This is a genomic window from Microbacterium sp. BE35 (assembly GCF_031457705.1).
In the GTDB taxonomy this organism is placed as follows: Bacteria; Actinomycetota; Actinomycetes; order Actinomycetales; family Microbacteriaceae; genus Microbacterium; species Microbacterium trichothecenolyticum.
Genome location: NZ_JAVDXD010000004.1, coordinates 365,825 through 385,657, shown reverse-complemented (window position 1 = coordinate 385,657; position 19,833 = coordinate 365,825). Strand labels below are relative to the sequence as shown.

The following is a 19,833-nucleotide window of genomic DNA, read 5'->3' as shown; positions in this document are numbered from 1 at the left end:
GCCGCGTCGCGTCGCGGATGTATCAGGCGGCCGCCCAGATGCTCTGTCGTGTCGTTGAACCCGACACCGAGGAGCTGTCATGCGCATCACCTACCGCATCCTGTCATTCGCCATCTGCGCGCTCGTCGCGCTGCAAGCCGCCTCGCACGCCTGGGCGTCGGCCGGCCTGGGGCTGTACATCGCCGAAGGCGGCGTCGTCGACGCGTCCGCGCAGGAGGGCCCGCCGCCTTTCCCCGAGGTGATGGGCTTCATGATCCACGGCATGAACGGCATGTTCGTCATCCCGGCGCTCGCGCTGATCCTGCTGATCGTGTCCTTCTTCGCGAAGATCCGGCGTGGGGTCGCGTTCGCGGCAGGCGTGTTCGGCCTGGTCATCCTGCAGGTGACGCTCGGCCTCTTCGGCCACGGGATCCCGCTGCTCGGGTTCCTGCACGGCGTCAACGCGCTGCTGCTGTTCACGACCGCGCTCCTGGCCGGACTCAACGCCTCGAAGCGCCGCGTCTCGGCACAGGCCGACGCGGTCGCCGCGCCCACTGCCGCCAGTGCTTCCGCCTAGAACCGCATCGGCGAAGAGCCGGTGGGCGTGGTTCGCCCGCCGGCTCGGCGCCGTGCTGGGTCTGGTCGCGGTCGGGCTCGTCGGCTGGATGTGGTGGGCCAGCGTGCTGCCCGGCTCGTACTCGGCGCTCGACATGGGCGTGCCGGATTTCGGGGGCGGCGCCGGCTCCGAAGCCCACGCCGTGGCGCACGGCCACAGCGCCGCGGCCGGCGCCGGCGCCGGCGCGGCCGTGCCGGCGAGCGCCGACGGGATCAGCGTGCCCGAGCTGACCGCCGACCCCGACCGGCCCGCCGACGTTCACGTCGAACTGACCGCGCGGGCCGAGCGCGTGAGCATCGCCGGAGGACAGCCGTTCGACGGCTTCACCCTGAACGGCACCACGCCGGGCCCGACGATCCGCGCGACGGAGGGCCAGCTCGTCGAGGTCGTGCTGCGCAACGAGGACGTGCCCGCCGGCGTCACCGCGCACTGGCACGGGGTCGACGTCCCCAACGCGATGGACGGCGTCGCCGGTGTCACGCAGGACGCCGTCATGCCCGGGCAGAGCTTCACCTACCGCTTCGTCGCCGAGCAGGTCGGCACGTTCTGGTACCACGCGCACCAGGCGTCGCATCCGCAGGTCGTCGGCGGCCTCTTCGGTGCGCTGATCCTCGATCCCGCTCCGGAGACGGATGCTGCCGCCGCCGCGGACGTGAACCCTCCTGCCGTCGACGTGGTCGCAGCGATCCACACCTATCCCGGGGGTCAGCGCACGATCGGTGGCGCTCTCGGCGACTCCCACCGCGAGTCCGCCCGGGGCGACATCGTCCGAGTGCGACTCATCAACACGGACTCGACGCCGACGAGCGCCTGGGTGACCGGTTCGCCCTTCCGAGTACTCGCCGTCGACGGTCACGACCTCGTCGGCCCCACCTCGGTCGCCGACCAGAGCGTGCAGATCACCGCCGGCGGTCGCGCCGACCTCGAGGTACGGGTTCCCGAGAGCGGGGCAGTCGGCGTCCAGGTGCCGGGGGCCTCGGTCACCATCGGCCCCGATGGCGTCGATGCCGACGAGACGTCAGCGCCCAGGGAGCATCTCGACCTGCTGTCCTACGGGGAACCGGCAGACGTCGCCCTCGACCCCGAAGCGCCGGATCGCCGGTTCGCCTACGACATCGGCCGCCTTCCCGGCTTCCTGGATGGCCGGCCGGGCTACTGGTGGACGATCAACGGCGGCATGGGGGCCGCGGTGCCGATGTACATGGTCGACGAGGGCGATGTCGTCGTCATGACGATCTCGAACAGCAGCGGCGAGGGGCATCCGATGCACCTGCACGGCCACCACCTCCTCGTCCTCTCACGTGACGGCGTACCGTCGTCGGGCAGCCCGTGGTGGGTGGACTCCCTCGATGTCGCGCACGGCGAGTCGTTCGAGGTCGCGTTCGTGGCCGACAACCCCGGCGTCTGGATGGACCACTGCCACAACCTCCCTCACGCCTCGGAAGGTCTCATGACCCACGTCGCGTATCACGGCGTCACGACGCCTTTCCGCCTCGGGCGGGACACCGGCAATGACCCGGAGTGAACGCCCGGCCGCGCCGCTCGCGTGAGAGTGTGGGCGCATGACCCTGCGTGACGGCTCGGCTCTCGTGATCCGGCAGGAGGAACGGGCGGATGCCGCCACCGACCTCGAGCGGTCGGTCGAGCTTCTGCGAGCCGTCGCCGACGGCACGATCGCCGCGCACCGGGTGGTGCGGGTGTACGCGCCGGTGCCGACGGTCGCGATGAGCCGGCGCGAGAGCCGGCTGCCCGGATTCGAGGTCGCCCGGGCCGCCGCGGTCGAGCGGGGCTTCGCCCCGGCCATCCGCCCCACCGGCGGGCGGGCGGTCGCCTACGACGAGAGCTGCATCGTGTTCGACGTCGTCGCGCGCGAGGCCGAAGGCTCGATCGACCAGGCGCGGTTCTTCCGCGAGGTGGGTGACGCGCTCGCCGCCTCGCTGCGCGGGCTCGGCGTCGACGCCCGCGTCGGCGACGTGCCGGGGGAGTACTGCCCCGGCGAGTTCAGCCTCAATGCGCGCGGCGCAGTCAAGCTCATCGGCACCTCACAGCGCGCGGTGCGGGGCGCTCGACTGCTCAGCGGGATGCTGCCGCTCGGCGCGGTCGATCGGTTCACCGATGTGCTCCTCGCGGTCAACGCGGCGCTCGAGCTCGACTGGGACCCGGCCACTTTCGGCACGCTGGCGACCGAGGTCCCTCGCATGCCGAGGACGATGGTCGAGGACGCCCTGATCACCGCGCTCGCCGCGCCGCTCTGATCGCCCGCACAGAATCGGAGGTCCTGGCCGGCGCGCCGGGAGATGGATGCTGCGGCCCGGCGTGTCGCGCAAACTCTCCGATTCTGTGCACGCGCCGGCGCACGGCTCACCCGGTGATCGAGCCGAGGGGCTGCGGGATGCCGCCGCCGGCGGGTCGGAGGGTGCGGGCGTAGTCCTCCTTGAGCACCGCCAGGTGGAACCACGCCTCGACGCCCGAGACGCCGGGGATCTCGCGGATCCGTTCGAGGCTCGAGTACAGCGCGCCGGCCGACGGCTCGACGAGGGTCGTGACCACGTCGAAGCGGCCGAGGGTGCGCGCGGCGAAGTCCACGCCGCGCCACGTGCGCAGCGCCTCGGTCACGCGATCGTCGGCGCCCGCGAGGTTGAGGCCGACGCCCATCGACAGCTGACGGTGCACGAGGCCGCGTGCCTCGACGGCGCTGATCTTGATGACGCCGCCGTCGACGAGCCGCTGTACCCGCGTCGTCACCGCCGAGGGGGACAGGCGCACGGCCTCACCGAGTGCCCGGTAGCTCTTGCGGCCGTCGCGCTGCAGCTGCTCGATGAGTGCGGTGTCGATCGCGTCGATGGTGACGTCGCCGTGGTACTCCGACACGAAGAACCCCTTGACCACATCGGTGTAGATGAGGGTGTTGATGTCGGCGACGCCGGGCAGCGCCCGGATCTGGGCGAGCAGGTCGTGCAGCGCCGGCATCGACCCGAGTCGCACCTCCGTCACGAGGTCGTACGCGCCGCCGACCGCCGAGACGAGCACGGTCTCGCTGAGGCCGCGCAGGTGCTGCGCCACGGGCTCGACACCGCCCTGCGTGCGGATGGACACGTGGGCGAGCACATGCTGACCGAGGAACACCGGGTCGACGGCGGCGACGACGCGCACGGTGCCGTCGGCGAGCATCGCGTTGAGCCGGGTCGAGACGGCGGCGCGGGACTGGCCGAGGCGACCGGCCAGCGTGTGGATGCTCGCGCGGCCGTCGACCTGCAGCTCGCGGATGAGTTCGGCGTCGAAATCCATCGCGATCCTCGAATTCGTCGATTTCCCGGAGAACGCGCGTCCTGATGCGCAGAATCCGAGTCTAGAACCATAGGAACAGGACGCCGCATGTGATTCTGTGCACCGAGCCCGACAGAACCCCAGTGGATCGCGTCCGACGCTGGAGTTCTGCGCTTGCCAGCGGCATCCGTTCGTCTCTAGCCTCATCGCATCCCCGATACATCCGCAAAGGAGCGGTCATGACTTCCACCACCAGCAGGGCGCGGCGCGCAGGCATCGCCGCGTTCGTGGGAACCACCATCGAGTGGTACGACTTCTACGTCTACGCGACCGCCGCCGCGCTCGTGTTCGGGCCCCTCTTCTTCCCGAGCGGCGACCCGCTCGCCGAGACCGCCGCCGCCTTCGCGACGTTCGCGGTGGCGTTCCTCGTGCGCCCGCTGGGCGGCATCATCTTCGGCCACATCGGCGACAAGCTCGGGCGTCGCGTCTCGCTCGTCATCACGCTGCTGCTGATGGGTGTCTCGACGGTGCTCGTCGGATGCCTGCCCACGTACGAGGCGATCGGCATCGTCGCCCCGATCCTCCTCATCCTGCTGCGCGCCCTGCAGGGCCTCGCTGTCGGCGGCGAGTGGGGCGGCGCCGTGCTCATGAGCGTCGAGCACGCTCCGGCCGGCAAGAAGACGTTCTACGGCGGCTTCACGCAGCTGGGCAACCCGGCCGGCGCGCTGCTGGCCTCGGGGATCTTCGCGATCATGTCGCGCTTCGGTGACGACTTCATCATGAACGGCGGATGGCGCATCCCGTTCCTGCTCTCGATCGTGCTGGTGGCCGTCGGCTTCTGGGTGCGCTACCGCGTCGAGGAGTCGCCGGTCTTCGAGCAGAAGGTCGAGGGCCGCAAGCAGACCATGCCCCTGGCGTTCGCACTGCGCGTCAACTGGAAGCCGATCCTGCTCGGCATCGGCCTGCTGCCGATCTCGACCGGCGGCTACTACCTCGCCACCACCTTCGCGACCTCGTACGCGACCGGCGAGCCGATCAGCATGAGCCCGCAGCTCATCCTCGACGCCATGACGATCGCCTCGTTCATCGAGTTCGTCGTCACGCTGCCGGTCGCGTGGCTCGGCGACAAATGGGGCCGCAAGAACATCATGTACATCGGCCTGGTGACCTCTGTGCTCACGTTCGTGCCGTTCATGCTGGTGCTGCCCGGCAAGGTAGAGCCCGTCATCTTCCTGCTGGCCTCCCTCGTGCGCATCGCGATGAGCGCCACCTACGCACCGATCGCCGCGATCCTCGCGCAGATGTTCCGCCCGCAGGCGCGCTACACGTCGATCGCGCTGTCGTACGGCGTCGGCGCGGCGATCTGGGCCGGCTTCTCGCCCTGGTTCGCGACCATGCTCATCGCGTGGACCGGCAGCGTCTGGTCGGTCATCTTCATGTTCATGGGGATGGCCCTGCTCGCCGGCCTCTGCACCTGGCTCGCACCGCAGCACTCCGACGAGGCGCCCGTGACGGACTCGTTCACGCCGCGCACCGACACCACGGCTGCCCGCACCCTCTGAGCACGGCTCCGTCCGCACTCGAACTCGAACCGAGGACACCATGAGAAAGCTCGCTCCCTTCGACCGCCCCGCGCAGCAGACCCCGCGCCTGGTGATCGCCGGTGCCATCCACACCGTCGACGCGCAGGACAGCACCGCCACCGCGATGCTCACGGACCGCGGACGCGTCGTCGCGATCGGCACGGCACAGGAGTGCCGGGATGCTGCGGCCGCCCTCCGCCTGGACCCCGAGGTCGTCGACCTCGGCGACGCGGTCGTCGTGCCGGGCTTCGTCGACGCCCACGCCCACCCGCTCATGTACGGCCAGCTCATGACCTGGGTGGACTGCGGTCCCGAGAAGGCGGGCAGCATCCCTGAGATCGTGGCGCTGCTGAAGGCCGCGGCCGCCGGGCTGCCGGCAGGGCGGCCGGTGCGGGGGTACGGCTATGAGCACCGCAACCTCGCCGAGCAGCGGCATCCGTCCCGTTTCGAGCTCGACGAGGTCGCGACCGACCGCGAGGTCTACCTCATGAACGCGTCGGGGCACGGCGGCGTCGTGAACTCTTACACGTTCGAGATCAACGGCGTCGACCGCGACACCCCCAACCCCGAGGGCGGCGAGATCTTCCGCGACGCCGACGGCGAGCTCACCGGCGAGATCTCGGATGCCGCGTGCAACATGCTCACCGGAGTGCACGGCGTGAAGATCGGCCACCACGGTCCGAACTTCCACCTCGCCGACGAGCCGGAGGAGCACCTGCGGCAGCTGGATGTCGCGACGCAGCGGTTCCTCGCCGGGGGAGTGACGACGATCGGCGACGCGCAGGTGTCGCGCCGCGAGTTCGACATGTACCTGCGCCTCGCCGAGGCCGGCCGGCTGGAGCTGCGGGTGTCGATGTACCTGCTGTCGCACCTGCTCGACGAGGCGCTCGAGATGGGGCTGGTCGGCCAGTTCGGCAACGCCCACCTGAGCTTCGCCGGCATCAAGCTGTACGCCGACGGCACGCTCGGCGGCTGGACGGCGTACTTCCCCGACGGCTACGTCGGCGACCCGTGCCGGACCGGGCAGCTCTACCACGAGCCCGCCGAGTACGCCGAGCTCATCCGCAAGGCGCACGCCGCAGGCCTCCAGACCGCGACGCACGCCCAGTCGCCGACGGCGATCGAGATGGTCGTGTCGGCGATCGAGGCGGCGCTCGCCGAGCACCCCGACGACGACTCCCGCCACCGCATCGAGCACTGCGGGCTGCCGACCCCGGAGCAGATCCGGCGCATGGCGGCAGCCGGCATCCGTCCCGTCAACCAAACCCAGCACTACTTCAACTGGGGCGAGGGGGTCGAGCAGGCGATCGGCACCCCGGGGGAGCGGTTCAACCCGCTCGGCGAGTTCGAGGCGGCCGGGGTGCCGTTCACGATCTCGTCCGATGCGCCTGTCGCCGAGCCCATCCCGCTCGAGGCGATCCAGACCGCCGTCACGCGCGTGACGCGCCGTGGGCACAAGCTCGGTCCCGACTCCCTCCGGGTGTCGGCGGATGCGGCGCTGCGCGCCCACACCTATGAGGGCGCGGTCTCACTGGGCCGCGAAGACGACCTGGGCTCCCTCGAGGCCGGCAAGTACGCCGACTTCGCGGTGCTCGGCGCCGACCCGCTTGCGGTCGACGCGAGCGAGATCTCGCGGATCCCGGTGCTCGAGACGTGGGTCGCGGGCGAACGACGGTACGCGATGGCGCGCGTCGAGGCGCTGACACCATGACCGACATCGCGGACCAGTACTCCGACACGACCGGCCGCGCCGTGCTCGAGACCGTGCGCAACTACGGGGTCACCGCGGTGTTCGGCATTCCGGGCACGCACAACCTCGAGTTGTACCGGCCGCTCGAAGGCCTCGGCATGCGCGCGGTGACCAACCGCCACGAGCAGGGCTCGGGCTATGGCGCCGATGGCTGGGCGCAGCAGACGGGGCTGCCCGGCGTCGTCATCACGACGTCGGGCCCGGGTCTGCAGAACGCGATGAGCGCGATCGGCACCGCGTTCTGCGAGTCGCGGCCGCTGCTGGTGATCTCGCCGGGCGTGGCCCTCGGGGCCGAGTTCCGCGACGTCGGCACGCTGCACGAGACGAAGGATGCGACCGCGATGGTCGGCGCGATCGCGGAGTGGTCGCGTCGCGTGACGACGGCGGCGGACGCCGTGGACGCGGTGCACGATGCGTTCGCGCTGTTCCGCACCGGGCGCCCCCGCCCGGTGCACATCGAGATCCCGCTGGACGTGCTCGAGGCTCCGGCCGACGTGCCGGCGGCGGCGCGCGAGGCTCGTCCGGCTCCCGCGCCGGTTCGCGGTGACGCGGCTGCGGTGCGCGACGCCGTGAAGCTGCTGACGGATGCTGCGCGCCCGGTGATCGTCGCGGGTGGCGGCGCCACGCGTGCCGGCCGCGCGATCACGGCGCTCGCCGAGCGGCTCGGCGCCCCGGTCGTCACGACCCTCAACGGCAAGGCCACCGTGGATGAGCACCACCCCTTGTCGCTGGGGTCGAACCTGCGCCTCGAGGCCGCGCGCCGGGTCGCCGAGGACGCGGACGTGCTGCTCGTGCTCGGCTCGAAGCTCGGCGAGGCCGAGCTGTGGGCGCCGCGACTCGACGCGCGCGGCGCGGTGGTCCGCGTCGACATCTCGGCCGCGCAGCTCCACAAGAACCTCGACGCGTCCGTCGGCATCGTGGGGGACTGCACCGCCGTGGTCGAAGACCTCCTCGCCGCGCTTGCCGACGAGCCTCGCGCACTCCGTGACGTGACGGCCGAACGCGCCGCGATCGCCGCCGAGACGGCCGGAATCCTCCCCGGGACGGTCGCGCTCGCCGAGACTCTCGCGGCCGCACTTCCGCCCGACGCGATCGTCGCCGGCGACTCGTCGCAGATCGTGTACCTGGCGCTCGCCAACGTGCTGCGCCAGTCGTGCCCGCACTCGCTCCTGTACACGCCGACCTACGCGACGCTCGGCTACGGGCTCCCCGCCGCGATCGGCGCCCGCATCGCCCAGCCCGCCGTCGGCGGCCGCCCCGTCGTCGCCGTTGTCGGCGACGGCGCGCTGATGTTCTGCGTCAACGAGCTCGTGACGGCAGTCGAGCAGCGCCTCGACCTCACCGTCGTATGCGTCGACAACGGCGGCTACGCCGAGATCAAGCAGAACGAGGTGGATCGCGGCATCCGCCCGGTCGGCGTGGATCTCGTGCAGCCCGACTGGGTCGCCCTCGCCAACGCGTTCGGGGCGACCGGCCGGCGTGCCGAGACCTCCGACGACATCGCCGCTGCGCTCGGTGAAGCCCTCGCCGCCGGCGGCGTTCAGCTCGTCCACATTCCGCAGAACGCCGGGGCGCAGCATCCGTCGACCGAATCTTCGACCCTGAGAGGTGAGTCATGACTGACGACCGCGAACCCGTCGGCCCCGTCGACGCATCTGTCTACCCGCGCTACGCCGGCATCGCGACGTTCGCACGGCTGCCGCGCATCGAGGAGGTGCCGCGCGCCGATCTCGCGATCGTCGGCATCCCGTTCGACACCGGCGTGAGCTACCGCCCGGGAGCGCGTTTCGGCCCGTCGCACGTGCGCGAGTCGTCGCGGCTGCTGCGGCCGTACAACCCCGCGCAGGACGTGTCCCCGTTCGCGGCCGCGCAGGTCGTCGATGCCGGTGACATCCCGGCGAACCCGTTCGACATCGGCGAGGCCGTCGCCGACATCGAGACCGCGGCCACGGCCCTCGGCGAGCGCGTCGACCGCATCGTCACCGTCGGCGGCGACCACACCATCGCCCTCCCGCTGCTGCGCGCCGTGAACAAGAGGCACGGGCCGGTCGCCGTGCTGCACTTCGATGCGCACCTCGACACCTGGGACACCTACTTCGGCGCCCCCGTCACGCACGGCACGCCGTTCCGCCGCGCGAGCGAGGAGGGTCTCATCGACCTCACCGCGAGCTGCCACGTCGGCACGCGCGGGCCGCTGTACTCGAAGCAGGACCTCGACGACGACGAGCGTCTCGGCTTCTCGATCGTCTCGAGCGTCGACATCGAGGAGCGCGGCATCGAGGCCGCGATCGAGCGCGTTCGCCGCCGCGTCGGCGACAAGCCGCTGTACATCTCGATCGACATCGATGTGCTCGACCCTGCCCACGCCCCGGGCACCGGAACCCCGGAGGCGGGCGGCATGACGAGCAGGGAACTGCTCCGGATGCTGCGTGCCCTGAGCGACCTGGACGTCGTGGGGGCGGACGTGGTCGAGGTGTCGCCCGCGTACGACCACGCGCAACTGACCGGCATCGCCGCGAGCCATGTCGTGTACGAGCTCGTCACGCTGATGGCGGCGCAGATCGACGCCGCGCGGAACTGAGTCCTAGCGCGCACCGTGCCCGGTGACAAGCCCCTCCACACGGCGTTCTGCCCGCCGCAGTCTGGGAGGACCCCAGAAGGAGGACGCTCATGAGCGACCACGCAGAGCACATGGACACCCCGCGGCAGAACGCGCGCGCCGAGGAGCCGATCGCGGCCACGCGCCGCGAGCAGCGCGAGCGCGAGGCGGCCGACCCCCGCGTCGGTACCCCGGCCGACGCCCGCCAGAACGCCGTGCCGGAGCGGGATGAGTCGATCCCGCAGGAGCCCGTCGAGCACAGTGCGACGACCGACCACGACGTGATCCGCCAGTGGGCGGAGGACCGTCACGCGACCCCGGCCATCGTCGAAGGCACCGAGGACGACGGCGACGTCGGCGAACTCCGCTTCGACTTCGACTTCGGCAACGACCTCGAAGACCTCAAGGAGGTCTCGTGGGACGACTGGTTCCGCGCCTTCGACGAGCGCGGCCTGGAGTTCGTGTTCCAGGAGAGCACGCGCCCCGACGGGTCCGCCTCGAACGACTTCACCCTCGAGCCGGCTGGTCAGACGCGCACCTGACGCCTCATTGCCGGGCTGCGCCCGCGGGTGCGTGAGACTGAACGCATGGGTTTCACGCGCGCCGAACTGCAGACGTACCGCGGGCGCAGCATCCCGGATCTCATGCCCTCGCACCCGAAACTGGTGTTCGTGGGCATCAACCCGGGTCTGTGGACGGCCGCCACCGGCGTGCCGTTCGCGTACCCGGGCAATCGCTTCTACCCGGCCCTCGTCGCGGCCGGCATCATCGAACGGATGCCGCGCATCGGGGATGACGGCATGGCCGAAGCCGACCGCCGCATGCTGCTCGACGCGGGCATCGGCATCTCGAGCATCGTGCGGCGCGCCACGGCGCGCGCGGACGAGCTCTCGCGGACAGAGCTCCGCGAGGGCGCCGAGCGGCTGGCCCGCGATGTCGCCGGCTGGAGGCCCGCCGTGGTCGCGATCCTCGGGCTCACCGCCTATCGGCAGGGCTTCGCGCAGCCGCGGGCGATTGCAGGCCGGCAGCCCGACGATCTCGGCGGCGCCGCACTGTGGGTGGTGCCCAATCCGAGCGGCCTGAACGCCCACATGACGGTGGCGACGCTGGCCGAGGCGTACGCGGAGCCCGCTCGAGCCGCGGGCGTGATCTCGTGACCCGCACTCGTCGGCTCGTCGCCGCGCTGCTGCTCGTCGTGACGGTCGCCGCAGGGCTGCTGGTGCACGGCCTGCTGCCGGACACGGCAGCGACCGACATCGCCGGGGACGCCCTCTACGCCGTCGCGGCGTACCTGGCGGTGGTGCTGACCGCCCCGCGCCTTCCCCCGCTCGCCGCGGGCGGGATCGCCGCCGCGTGGTGCGTCGCCGTCGAGCTGTTCCAGCTCACAGGGCTCCCGCTCGTCTGGGGTGCGACCTTCCCACCCGTGATGCTCGTCCTCGGCACGGTGTTCGACGCCCGCGACCTCCTGGTCTACGTCGCGACGATCATTCTCGCGACCGCCGTCGATGCCGGGATCCGCAGAGTCCGGCGTGCGGCCGAGGCTCCTGGCAGCTGACCCCGCCTCAACAGGTCAACCGGGCCTCTACAGGACCAACGCCGCGCGCTTCTCCTGTAGAACCCCGGTTGACCTGTGGGAGAAGGGAGGAAGCCGGGGTCAGCCCGCGGCGCGGGCGCGGGCCACCATGATTCCGCGCTGCGAGGTCGGGAAGCGGTCGAGCATCGCGCGGAGCTCGATGGCGTCGACGTCGGCGCCGAAGGCCTCGGCGCCGGGCTCGAGCATGATGCCCGCAGCGAGGGGCCCCGCGAGCACCGGGTCGAAGCCCAGGTCGTCGACGAGCCGCATCACGAGTGCGACCGATGCCTCGTCGTCGCCCGCCACCGCGATCGCCTTCCGACCGGGGGACCCGACCGGCCGCGCCTCCTCGTCGAGATCGCGGTAGCCCATGTGGTTGAACGCCTTCACGACCCGGGTCTCGGGCATGAACCTCTGCACCGTCTCGCTCGTCGTGGTGCGCAGGTCGCCGAAGTCGGCTCGCAGCCCGTCGACCTCCCACCAGTAGTTCATCGCGTCGATCGCGAGCTTTCCCCGCAGATCTTCGGCGGGCAGCGTGTGGTGCTGGGGGAGCGGCAGAGCGAGCACGATCGCATCCGCGTCGCGTGCGGCAACGGATGCCTCGACCGCGACCGCGCCGGGAGCCACAGCCTCGATCGTGCCGGCGATCCGTGCGGGGTCGCCCGAGCCGGCCACGAGCACGCGGTGACCGGCGGCGATCGCGAGGCGGGCGAGCACCTGCCCCACCCGCCCGGCGCCGATGATGCCGAGCGTCCGGATGCGGGGTGGCGCGCCGGCATCCGTGATCCCCGTCCCCGTGCGCTCACCCACGCGAATCAGGCTAGCCGCCGTATCACCCGCGAGTCGGTTCCGCTCCTCACCGGTGGAGATCCGCCCGCCGGGCGGTCCCGGTGAACGGAGGCAGCTATGGCCGAGTCATGGACGATACGTCTGGAGCGGCTGTTCGTCGACAATGCGGACGAGGACGACTTCTGGTCGGACGGAGACGAGCCGTACATCGTGATGGTCGGATTCCGGTCGAAATTCCTCACGCCGGGGTCGACGAGCGTGTTCTGGAGCGGGGTGCTGAACGACGACTGGGCGAACGGGATCGATTCGGGGGAGTCGAAGGCCGTTCCCGCGAATCAGGGCGCCGTGCGCTTCGACGACGTCACGCGTCCGACTGCGGAACAGGTGAAGTCGGGGCAGTTCCCCGAGCTGCTGGGCGCTCTCGTGCTGGTGTTCGAATCGGACGCGACGCCGTTCTCCGCGGTCCGCGGCCTCATCAACGACCTCGTGAATGCGGTGCGCACGCAGCTGAAGAGCCTCGTCGAGGGCGGCAAGCTGTCGCTCACCGATCCGAAACCCGACATCGACGCGGCCGTCGCGAAGATCCGCGCCGCGATCGAGCCCGACACGCTCGGCAAGATCGGGCTCTTCCTGAGGTCGTGGGGCGATCCCGACGATCTCATCGGCATGACGCCGCTCATCTTCGCGGCCGTCGACACCTCGATGGGGCTGCCCATCCCGGTGGTCGCGCCGGCCCCGGTCAACCTCACGTACACGCCGAGCGGAGTCAAGTACCGGCTGACGGGGAGCCTCTCGCAGGCGCCGACGGGTGTGGGCTGGGAGTCTCTGGGCGGTGGACTGAACACCGGGCCGGCGGCGGCTTCGTGGGGCACCGGCCGGCTCGACGTGGTCGCGGCGGGCACCGACAACGCCGTCTGGCACAAGTGGTTCGACGGCAGCTGGCACAACTGGGAGTCGCTCGGCGGGATCATCACCGCAGACCCGGCGGTCTCGTCGTGGGGAACGCGCCGGCTCGACGTCTTCGCCCGCGGCACCGACAACGCGCTCTGGCACAAGTGGTTCGACGGCAGCTGGCACAACTGGGAGTCGCTCGGCGGTGGCCTGAGCTCGGGCCCGGCGGCCGCCTCGTGGGGTGCGGGACGCGTCGACGTGTTCGTGCGCGGCACGGACAACGCGCTGTGGCACAAGTGGTTCGACGGCGGCTGGAGCGGCTGGGAGTCGCTCGGCGGAGGCCTCACCTCCGACCCCGCGGTCGCGTCGTGGGGTCCCGGTCGCCTCGACGTGTTCGTGCGCGGCACCGACAATGCGCTCTGGCACAAGTGGTTCGACGGCGGCTGGAGCGGCTGGGAGTCGCTCGGCGGTGTGCTGACGTCGTCTCCGGGTGTCGCCGCGTGGGGCCCCGGACGCCTCGACGTCGTCGTGCGCGGCACGGACAACGCCTGCTGGCACAAGTGGTTCGAGAACGGCTGGAGCGGCTGGGAGACCCTCGGCGGCGGCTTCACCTCGTCGCTCGACATCTCGTCGTGGGGTCCGCGCCGGCTCGACATCGTGGGTCGCGGCAACGACGGCGCCCTGTGGCACAGCTGGTTCGACAACGGCTGGTCATGACGGATCACGGATGCCTCGTCCCGGCACAATCGGCGGGACGAGGCATCCGTGTGTCGGCGTCAGGTTGCGTCATCCGTCATCCGGGCCGACCATGGGGGAATGGGGGATGCCGAGACCGACGGCCCGGCAGCGGTCGAACCCGACAGCATCGCGCCGTCGAAGCGCCGACCGAACGTCTGGGTCGTGCTGGCGCTCGCCGCGGCGCTCCTCGCCGGCGCCCTGACCGTGGCGTGGCTCGTCCGTCCGCCCGCCACGGAGGCATCGGCCGCACCGACTCCGACCGTGACGGCGACCCCGACCCGCACCGCCACGCCCGCACCCACGCCGACCCCCACGGGGTTCGCCGCGAACACCGCGTCGTACGACGTGTCGACCCTCCCGCAGATCAGCGTCTTCGCCATCATTCCGGCGCTGCCCGTCGACGATGCCGCGTTCACCGCCCCGCTGCCCACGCACGCCGTCGCAAAAGGCATCGGCGCCCCCGTCTGGGCCGATCCCACCGCCGAGCCGGTCGCCTACCTCCCGCACGAGTACCCCTATGACGGCACCTCCGTCCCGGTGGTCGAGGAGCAGGAGAACTGGGTCAAGGTCCTCCTCACCGGGCGCCAGGCCGTCCCCTCGCAGGGCAACCCGGCCCAGACCGCCGGGTGGATGCGCAAGACCGACATCGACCTCGCCCCGACCGACACCAGCGTCGTCGTGAGCATCTCCGGTCGCACGATCGACATCGTCCGCGCCGGCGTGCCCGAGCGCATCGCGTCGGACTTCGCGTGGGGCACCGATCGCACGCCAACCCCCCTCGGTCGCGCGTTCATCATGACGACGCGTGTGGTGCCCGAGTACGCGTACACGCGCGGCCACCCGATCGTGTATCTGTCGGTGCAGTCGCCGACCCTCGACGGCTTCGGGGGAGCGGATGTCGCGGTCACGGCCTTCCACTACCACGACGACCGCTCCGGACCGATCTCGAACGGATGCCTCCGCGTCGACCCCGATGCGATCACCAAGCTCTCCGAACTCCCGCTCGGAACCCCCGTCATCGTCAATCCGTAAGCTCCACCGCCACACAACCCCACTTCGGAGGATCCTCATGCAGCAGCGCGCACTCGGCCGCACCGGACGCTCGGTCTCGGCGATCGGCCTCGGCACCTGGCAGCTCGGCGCCGATTGGGGTGCCGTCACCGAGGACGACGCGACCGCGGTGCTCGCAGCATCCGTCGACGAAGGCGTCACCCTCTTCGACACCGCGGATGTCTACGGCGACGGGCGAAGCGAGTCGATCATCGGCCGATTCCTCGGCGCGCGGCCCGGCCACGGCATCACGGTCGCGACGAAGATGGGCCGACGTCTCGCGCAGGAGCCGGAGAACTACACGCCCGAGAACTTCCGCGCGTGGACCGACCGCTCGCGCGCGAACCTCGGCGTCGACACGCTCGACCTGGTGCAGATGCACTGCCCGCCGACCGCGGTGATCGAGGATGACGCCACGTACGACGCCCTCGATGCGCTCGTCGCCGACGGTGCGATCGCGGCGTACGGCGTCTCGGTCGAGACGACGGCGCAGGCGCTCGCGGCGATCGCCCGCCCGAACGTGACGAACGTGCAGATCATCTTCAACCCGTTCCGCCTCAAGCCGCTCGACGAGGTGCTGCCCGCCGCCGAGGCCGCCGGGGTCGCGATCTTCGCGCGCGTGCCGCTCGCATCGGGCCTGCTGTCGGGCAGGTACACCGCGGCCACGACCTTCGCGGCCGACGACCACCGCACCTACAACCGCCACGGCGAGGCGTTCGACCGCGGCGAGACGTTCTCGGGCGTCGACTTCGAGACCGGCGTCGCGGCAGCTGCCGAGCTCGCCGCTGCCCTGCCGGACGATGTCTCGCTGCCCGCCGCGACCCTCGCGTGGATCGCATCGCGCCCCGGCGTCACGAGCGTCATCCCCGGCGCGCGCAACGTCCGGCAGGCGGAGTCCAACGCGGCGGCGGCCGCCCTCGTCGAGGGTGGCTTCGACCTGGCCGCGTTCGACCGCGTCGTGCACGACGTGTACGACCGCGACCTCCGCGCAGCGATCCACCCGCACTGGTGAACCTCCGTCGCTGAATCACGGATGCCTCGACCCCGCGCAGCGCGCCGGGCCGAGGCATCCGTTTCCGGGGGTCTTTACGGGGTGGGGTAGTCCACCACGAACTGCGGGGCTCCGGTGTTGGTGGCGTCGGCCTGGTCGCCGACGCCGTTCACGACGTGCTGGAGCGTGCCGGCCGACAGGTTCACCGTCATGATGTGGTGCAGCTTCACGCCGGGCGCCTCAGGCACCTCGAACCCGTTCGCCGTGATGATCGACGGGTTGTTCTGGTTGAACACGTACACGCCGGCGCCGTCGAGCTCGTGGTTCTCGACGTGGTCGGCCACCTTGTAGCCGGGGTATCCGAGAGTGCCGTTCGGCTGCGTCCAGTCGGCCTGACTGGGCGGGTCGTAGGGGAGCTCGTTCTGGTAGAGAATGACCCGGCCGTTCTCGCCGTTCCAGAGCGTGTTGTACCTCTGGAAGTGCTCGACGAACAGCCCCGTCGCGGTCACGTCGTCACCGTTGACGATGACGCCGTTCGTGCCGGTGTTGGTGTTCCAGCGCTGGGTGTCTCCGTTGACGCCGTTGTTCGGGTCGAAGCCCTCGACGCCGTGGTCGCCGCGCCACACCCAGGTGTGGTCGATGAGCACGTCGTCGGCGTTCACCTCGAGCGCCGTCGTCGACTTGCCCACGTGCGGGCCGCCGACGCGGAAGTACACGTCGCTCAGCGTGATCGGGTTCTGCGCATCGAGCTTCTTGTTCCCGTTGGGGCTGCCGACGCGCAGCAGCACCGGCGAGAGCTGCGCGCCCGCGTCGATGGTGACGCCCGCGACGACGATGCCGTCGGCGTCCTTCACCTCGAGCGGCACCGCGCCGTTCACCGCGGTGAGCGTCGCGTGACCGAGGCCGAGCACGACCGTGTTCGCGCGCTTGACCTGGATCGACTGGGCGACGTCGTAGATGCCCGGCGTGAGGATCAGGTGCTGCCCGCGCGCGAGCGCGTTGTTGATGTCCTTCACCGAGTCGGATGGGGTTGCGATGTAGAAATCGGTGATCGGGATGCTGCGCCCCGCGGTCTCACCCGCGCCCCAGCTGATCCCGCTCGTGTCGCGCTGTGCCGCAGGCACCCGGACGTTGTAGCGGCCCTCGTCGTCGACGTAGAGGTACGGCTTCTCGCGGCTGACCGGCGTCTGGTCGACCGTCGTGTACGGCGGGTTCGGGAAGCCGGCCTCGTCGGGCGCGCCGACGACTCCCGAGAACACCTGGTTCCAGACGGCGTTCGACCAGCCGGCGACCTCACTGTTGCGGATCAGCCACTGCTGCTGCGAGCCGTTGATCACGAACGGCAGACGCGAGTCGGTGATGAAGCCGCCGCTGGCGTACTGCGGCCCGGCGGTGCAGTAGTCCATGAGCGAGAGGTTGCCGCCCGAGATGTCGAGGCGCCGCATCGAGACGGCCTGCGACACGGCCCAGAAGTCGGCACCGCTGCGGCACCCGCGATCGGGTGTCTGGATGTCGATGGACAGGTTCGAGATCGTGCGCCAGAAGTTCACGAGCGCGAGGCAGTTGCCCGTGCCGCCGTCGGCGAGACAGCGGTTGTAGACCTCGACGGCGCCGTGGACGGTGACGTCCTCGGGCGAGGCGCCGAGGCCCGCGATCTCGGTGTAGTAGCCGACCTTGACCTGCAGCGGGTCGGCGGTCGAGCCGTACTGGCCGGGCAGGAAGTACACGGCCTGGCGGTTGGTGCTCATCTCGGCGTCGACCTGCTGCGCGTGCAGCGCGTCGAGGTCGGCCTGGATCTCGTCGACGGGAGTGTCGGGGGAGTAGATCGTGACGTTCGGGCCGAAGTCCGGGTTGTACGGGTCGACGGCGCGCGGCGGCGCTGCGACGGCCGGTGTGGCCATCAGCGCGCCTGCGACGAGGGCAGTGCCGGTCACCACGGTGCCGATGCGCACGGCGCGGGCACGCCGGCCCGATCGTGCGGTCGGTGCCGTGAGGCGTGAAACGGGGGCGGGCATGGGGAGTCCTCTCCGTTGAGGTGACGCGGCGGGGTGCCGCTTACTTACCGGACTGTAACCAACCGTGGGAGCGGTCTCAAGGGGCAGTTTCCGACGAGAGCTCGCTGAGTCGTTTCAGAAGTCGAGGCGCATCACGAGGCGTCGCTTCGTCGGATGCGTGACCTCTCGGAACCCCGCGGCGAGGAACGGTCCGACCGGTCCGACGCTGAGTTCGTCCCAGACGACCTTCTTGCCGTCGGTCAGCATCGGATACCCCTCGACCGCCGCTGCGCCGCGTGCGCGCGCGTGCTCGGCGGCGGCCGCGACGAGCGGGTACGTGATCCCCTCACCTCGGTGGCCCTTGCGCACGACGACGCAGGCGATCGCCCAGACCGACTCGTCGTCGGGGTCTTCGTCGCGGCCCTGCCAGGGCACCGGGGAGCCGCGAACCCGCCCGTAGACTCCTCGCCGGTCGACCGCGCACCACGCGACGGGCTCGTCGCCGTCGTAAGCGACGATGCCGATCGTCTCGGCCGCGCGCGGGTCGTCGCAGTTCGTCTCGGCGCGCAGGATCGCGGCGCGTTCCGACTCGGGCATGCGCCACCAGTCGTGATCGCCGAGGCGCTGACGCTGGCATCGGCACCGCCCCGCGGCGCCCGTGAGGATGGCCTGCAGGTCGTCCCACGAGGCCTCGTTCGCTGGAACGAAGCGCAGTCCGTTCATGTCGGCAGGGTATCGCCGCCTCCCGACAGCCCGGGAGTATCGTGTGGCTTGTGCCCCTCGCCCCTCGCGTCGCCGTGGTCATCCCCTGTCGCAACGACGCGGGATACCTCGACGCGTGCCTGGCCGCACTCGCCGCGCAGACGCATCAGCCCGACGTCGTGATCGTGGTCGACAATGCCAGCACGGATGCCTCCGCCGCCGTCGCCCACGCGTACGACACCGTCGTGGCATATGAGCCGTCCATCGGCATCTGGCCGGCCGTGTCCCGCGGCTACGACGTGGCGGTCGAGCACGCCGACATCATCGCTCGGCTCGACGCGGACTCGCGGCCGCACCCCGACTGGATCGCGCGACTCGTCCGTGCCTTCGTCGCAGATCCGACGCTCGGCGTGCTGACCGGCGGCGCCGAGTTCTACGGCGGCACGCCCCTGCAGAACTACCTCGGCGAGCGCTGGTACATCGGCGGCGGCCACTACTGGATCAAGAAGTGGCTCGGCATCCCGCTCGTGTTCGGCTCGAACTTCGCGATGCGCACGCGCGTCTGGGAGCGCGTGCGCGATCAGGTCGACCGCGGGAACGCACGCATCCACGACGACCTCGACCTCACGATCCGCCTGCGCTCGTCCGACGGCGTCCGCTACGACCCCCAGCTGCGCATGCCCGTGTCGGCACGTCCGGTGCAGACTCTGTCGGGGCTGTCGCGGCGGGTGTTCAAGGTCGCGTCGACGTTCGCGGCGAGCTGGCCCGAGGGTGCGAAGTGGCGCCGGGCCGAGCCGTCGCGGGTGGCGTCCGCGTCGGGCGAGTGGGCCCCCGACGGCGACGACTGGGCCCCCGAGTACGGTCGCTGACGGGTCAGCTGCCGAGAGCCGGGGCCGTCAGGTACACATAGGCCGCGAGCGCGAGGACGTTCACCCCGACCGTGCCCCAGAACGCGCGCCGGAACGACCGCTTGCGGGTCTTGTGGCGGAAGAGCTGCTGAGCGACGAGCGCTCCCGGCCAGCCACCGACGAGGCCGAGGATGAGCAGCGTCTGTTCCGAGATGCGGTTCGCCTGGCGGCGCGCGGCCGCCTTGTCGATGCCGTAGGCCGCGAACGCGGCGATGCTCGCGGCACCGTAGAGCGCCGGCACCCACCACGCGAGCTCGAACACGAAGCAAGCACCCGCGAGAGTTGCGGCGAAGGCGATCAGGGTGATCCAGCTGAGCGCCGCGGGCAGCGGCTTGGAGAGATCGCGTCCGGGGCGCTCCGGCGTCGCGAGGGGAGCGCGGGGTCGCGGGTTGGGCATGCGCTC

At 71.0% G+C, this 19,833-nt stretch carries 19 protein-coding genes; 14 read left to right on the top strand and 5 right to left on the bottom strand.

Annotated elements, in window-relative coordinates; all coding sequences use genetic code 11:
* The first annotated feature begins 79 nt into the window (after positions 1 to 79).
* The 3 genes from J2Y46_RS15670 to J2Y46_RS15660 are packed head-to-tail and all read left to right on the top strand — an operon-like array spanning position 80 to position 2,850.
* Positions 80 to 556, top strand: coding sequence for a hypothetical protein (locus J2Y46_RS15670; protein ID WP_310243491.1), 477 nt, complete (start codon positions 80 to 82; stop codon positions 554 to 556).
* A complete protein-coding gene (locus J2Y46_RS15665; protein WP_310243489.1) occupies positions 543 to 2,120 on the top strand; it encodes a multicopper oxidase family protein in 1,578 nt (525 codons plus the stop codon). The genes J2Y46_RS15670 and J2Y46_RS15665 overlap by 14 nt, the downstream gene beginning before the upstream one ends.
* A gap of 37 nt (positions 2,121 to 2,157) precedes the next feature.
* Positions 2,158 to 2,850 (top strand): lipoyl protein ligase domain-containing protein, encoded by a 693-nt coding sequence (locus J2Y46_RS15660; protein ID WP_045299085.1) that lies wholly within the window; start codon positions 2,158 to 2,160, stop codon positions 2,848 to 2,850.
* Positions 2,851 to 2,956: 106 nt separating this feature from the next.
* Here J2Y46_RS15660 and J2Y46_RS15655 read toward each other — a convergent pair whose 3' ends face one another.
* Positions 2,957 to 3,883, bottom strand: a complete 927-nt coding sequence (locus J2Y46_RS15655; protein ID WP_310243487.1) for an Lrp/AsnC family transcriptional regulator — start codon at positions 3,881 to 3,883, stop codon at positions 2,957 to 2,959.
* A 218-nt stretch (positions 3,884 to 4,101) separates the two neighbouring features.
* On the opposite strand from J2Y46_RS15655, the gene J2Y46_RS15650 reads away from it, so the two are divergent.
* The 7 genes from J2Y46_RS15650 to J2Y46_RS15620 all read left to right on the top strand — a co-directional run bounded on the left by J2Y46_RS15650 (position 4,102) and on the right by J2Y46_RS15620 (position 11,349).
* The gene (locus J2Y46_RS15650) at positions 4,102 to 5,424 is read left to right on the top strand and encodes an MFS transporter (RefSeq protein WP_310243486.1); all 1,323 of its coding nucleotides are present in this window, start codon (positions 4,102 to 4,104) and stop codon (positions 5,422 to 5,424) included.
* Positions 5,425 to 5,464: 40 nt separating this feature from the next.
* Positions 5,465 to 7,156, top strand: a complete 1,692-nt coding sequence (locus tag J2Y46_RS15645; RefSeq protein WP_310243484.1) for an amidohydrolase — start codon at positions 5,465 to 5,467, stop codon at positions 7,154 to 7,156.
* Positions 7,153 to 8,814, top strand: a complete 1,662-nt coding sequence (locus J2Y46_RS15640) for a thiamine pyrophosphate-dependent enzyme (RefSeq protein ID WP_310243482.1) — start codon at positions 7,153 to 7,155, stop codon at positions 8,812 to 8,814. Before J2Y46_RS15645 ends, J2Y46_RS15640 begins: the two co-directional genes overlap by 4 nt.
* The gene (gene speB / locus J2Y46_RS15635; RefSeq protein ID WP_310243480.1) at positions 8,811 to 9,776 is read left to right on the top strand and encodes an agmatinase; all 966 of its coding nucleotides are present in this window, start codon (positions 8,811 to 8,813) and stop codon (positions 9,774 to 9,776) included. Before J2Y46_RS15640 ends, speB begins: the two co-directional genes overlap by 4 nt.
* An 89-nt stretch (positions 9,777 to 9,865) precedes the next feature.
* Positions 9,866 to 10,336 carry a hypothetical protein gene (locus J2Y46_RS15630; protein ID WP_310243478.1) on the top strand — a complete coding sequence of 157 codons (471 nt, stop codon included), beginning with the start codon at positions 9,866 to 9,868 and terminating at the stop codon, positions 10,334 to 10,336.
* A 45-nt stretch (positions 10,337 to 10,381) separates the two neighbouring features.
* Positions 10,382 to 10,951: a mismatch-specific DNA-glycosylase gene (locus J2Y46_RS15625; protein ID WP_310243476.1), complete on the top strand. Its 570-nt coding sequence runs from the start codon at positions 10,382 to 10,384 to the stop codon at positions 10,949 to 10,951.
* Positions 10,948 to 11,349: a DUF2809 domain-containing protein gene (locus tag J2Y46_RS15620; RefSeq protein ID WP_310243474.1), complete on the top strand. Its 402-nt coding sequence runs from the start codon at positions 10,948 to 10,950 to the stop codon at positions 11,347 to 11,349. The genes J2Y46_RS15625 and J2Y46_RS15620 overlap by 4 nt, the downstream gene beginning before the upstream one ends.
* Before the next feature lie 99 nt (positions 11,350 to 11,448).
* On the opposite strand, the gene J2Y46_RS15615 is transcribed toward J2Y46_RS15620, so the two are convergent.
* Complete coding sequence (locus J2Y46_RS15615; RefSeq protein WP_310243472.1) at positions 11,449 to 12,177, bottom strand: NAD(P)-binding domain-containing protein; 729 nt, start codon at positions 12,175 to 12,177, stop codon at positions 11,449 to 11,451.
* 96 nt (positions 12,178 to 12,273) lie between these two features.
* On the opposite strand from J2Y46_RS15615, the gene J2Y46_RS15610 reads away from it, so the two are divergent.
* The 3 genes from J2Y46_RS15610 to J2Y46_RS15600 all read left to right on the top strand — a co-directional run bounded on the left by J2Y46_RS15610 (position 12,274) and on the right by J2Y46_RS15600 (position 15,847).
* Complete coding sequence (locus J2Y46_RS15610) at positions 12,274 to 13,764, top strand: hypothetical protein (RefSeq protein WP_310243470.1); 1,491 nt, start codon at positions 12,274 to 12,276, stop codon at positions 13,762 to 13,764.
* A 99-nt stretch (positions 13,765 to 13,863) separates the two neighbouring features.
* Positions 13,864 to 14,817, top strand: coding sequence for a L,D-transpeptidase (locus tag J2Y46_RS15605; protein WP_245619578.1), 954 nt, complete (start codon positions 13,864 to 13,866; stop codon positions 14,815 to 14,817).
* A gap of 37 nt (positions 14,818 to 14,854) precedes the next feature.
* On the top strand, positions 14,855 to 15,847 hold the full coding sequence (locus J2Y46_RS15600) for an aldo/keto reductase (RefSeq protein WP_310243468.1): 993 nt from the start codon (positions 14,855 to 14,857) through the stop codon (positions 15,845 to 15,847).
* Positions 15,848 to 15,921: 74 nt separating this feature from the next.
* Here J2Y46_RS15600 and J2Y46_RS15595 read toward each other — a convergent pair whose 3' ends face one another.
* Positions 15,922 to 17,841: a glycosyl hydrolase family 28-related protein gene (locus tag J2Y46_RS15595; protein WP_310243466.1), complete on the bottom strand. Its 1,920-nt coding sequence runs from the start codon at positions 17,839 to 17,841 to the stop codon at positions 15,922 to 15,924.
* Positions 17,842 to 17,955: 114 nt separating this feature from the next.
* Positions 17,956 to 18,543: a GNAT family N-acetyltransferase gene (locus J2Y46_RS15590; protein ID WP_310243464.1), complete on the bottom strand. Its 588-nt coding sequence runs from the start codon at positions 18,541 to 18,543 to the stop codon at positions 17,956 to 17,958.
* Between the two features lie 50 nt (positions 18,544 to 18,593).
* On the opposite strand from J2Y46_RS15590, the gene J2Y46_RS15585 reads away from it, so the two are divergent.
* On the top strand, positions 18,594 to 19,391 hold the full coding sequence (locus J2Y46_RS15585) for a glycosyltransferase family 2 protein (protein ID WP_045299208.1): 798 nt from the start codon (positions 18,594 to 18,596) through the stop codon (positions 19,389 to 19,391).
* Positions 19,392 to 19,395: 4 nt separating this feature from the next.
* Here the strand turns inward: J2Y46_RS15585 and J2Y46_RS15580 are convergent, their stop codons facing one another.
* Positions 19,396 to 19,827, bottom strand: coding sequence for a DUF1294 domain-containing protein (locus J2Y46_RS15580; protein ID WP_084695563.1), 432 nt, complete (start codon positions 19,825 to 19,827; stop codon positions 19,396 to 19,398).
* Positions 19,828 to 19,833 lie beyond the last annotated feature (6 nt).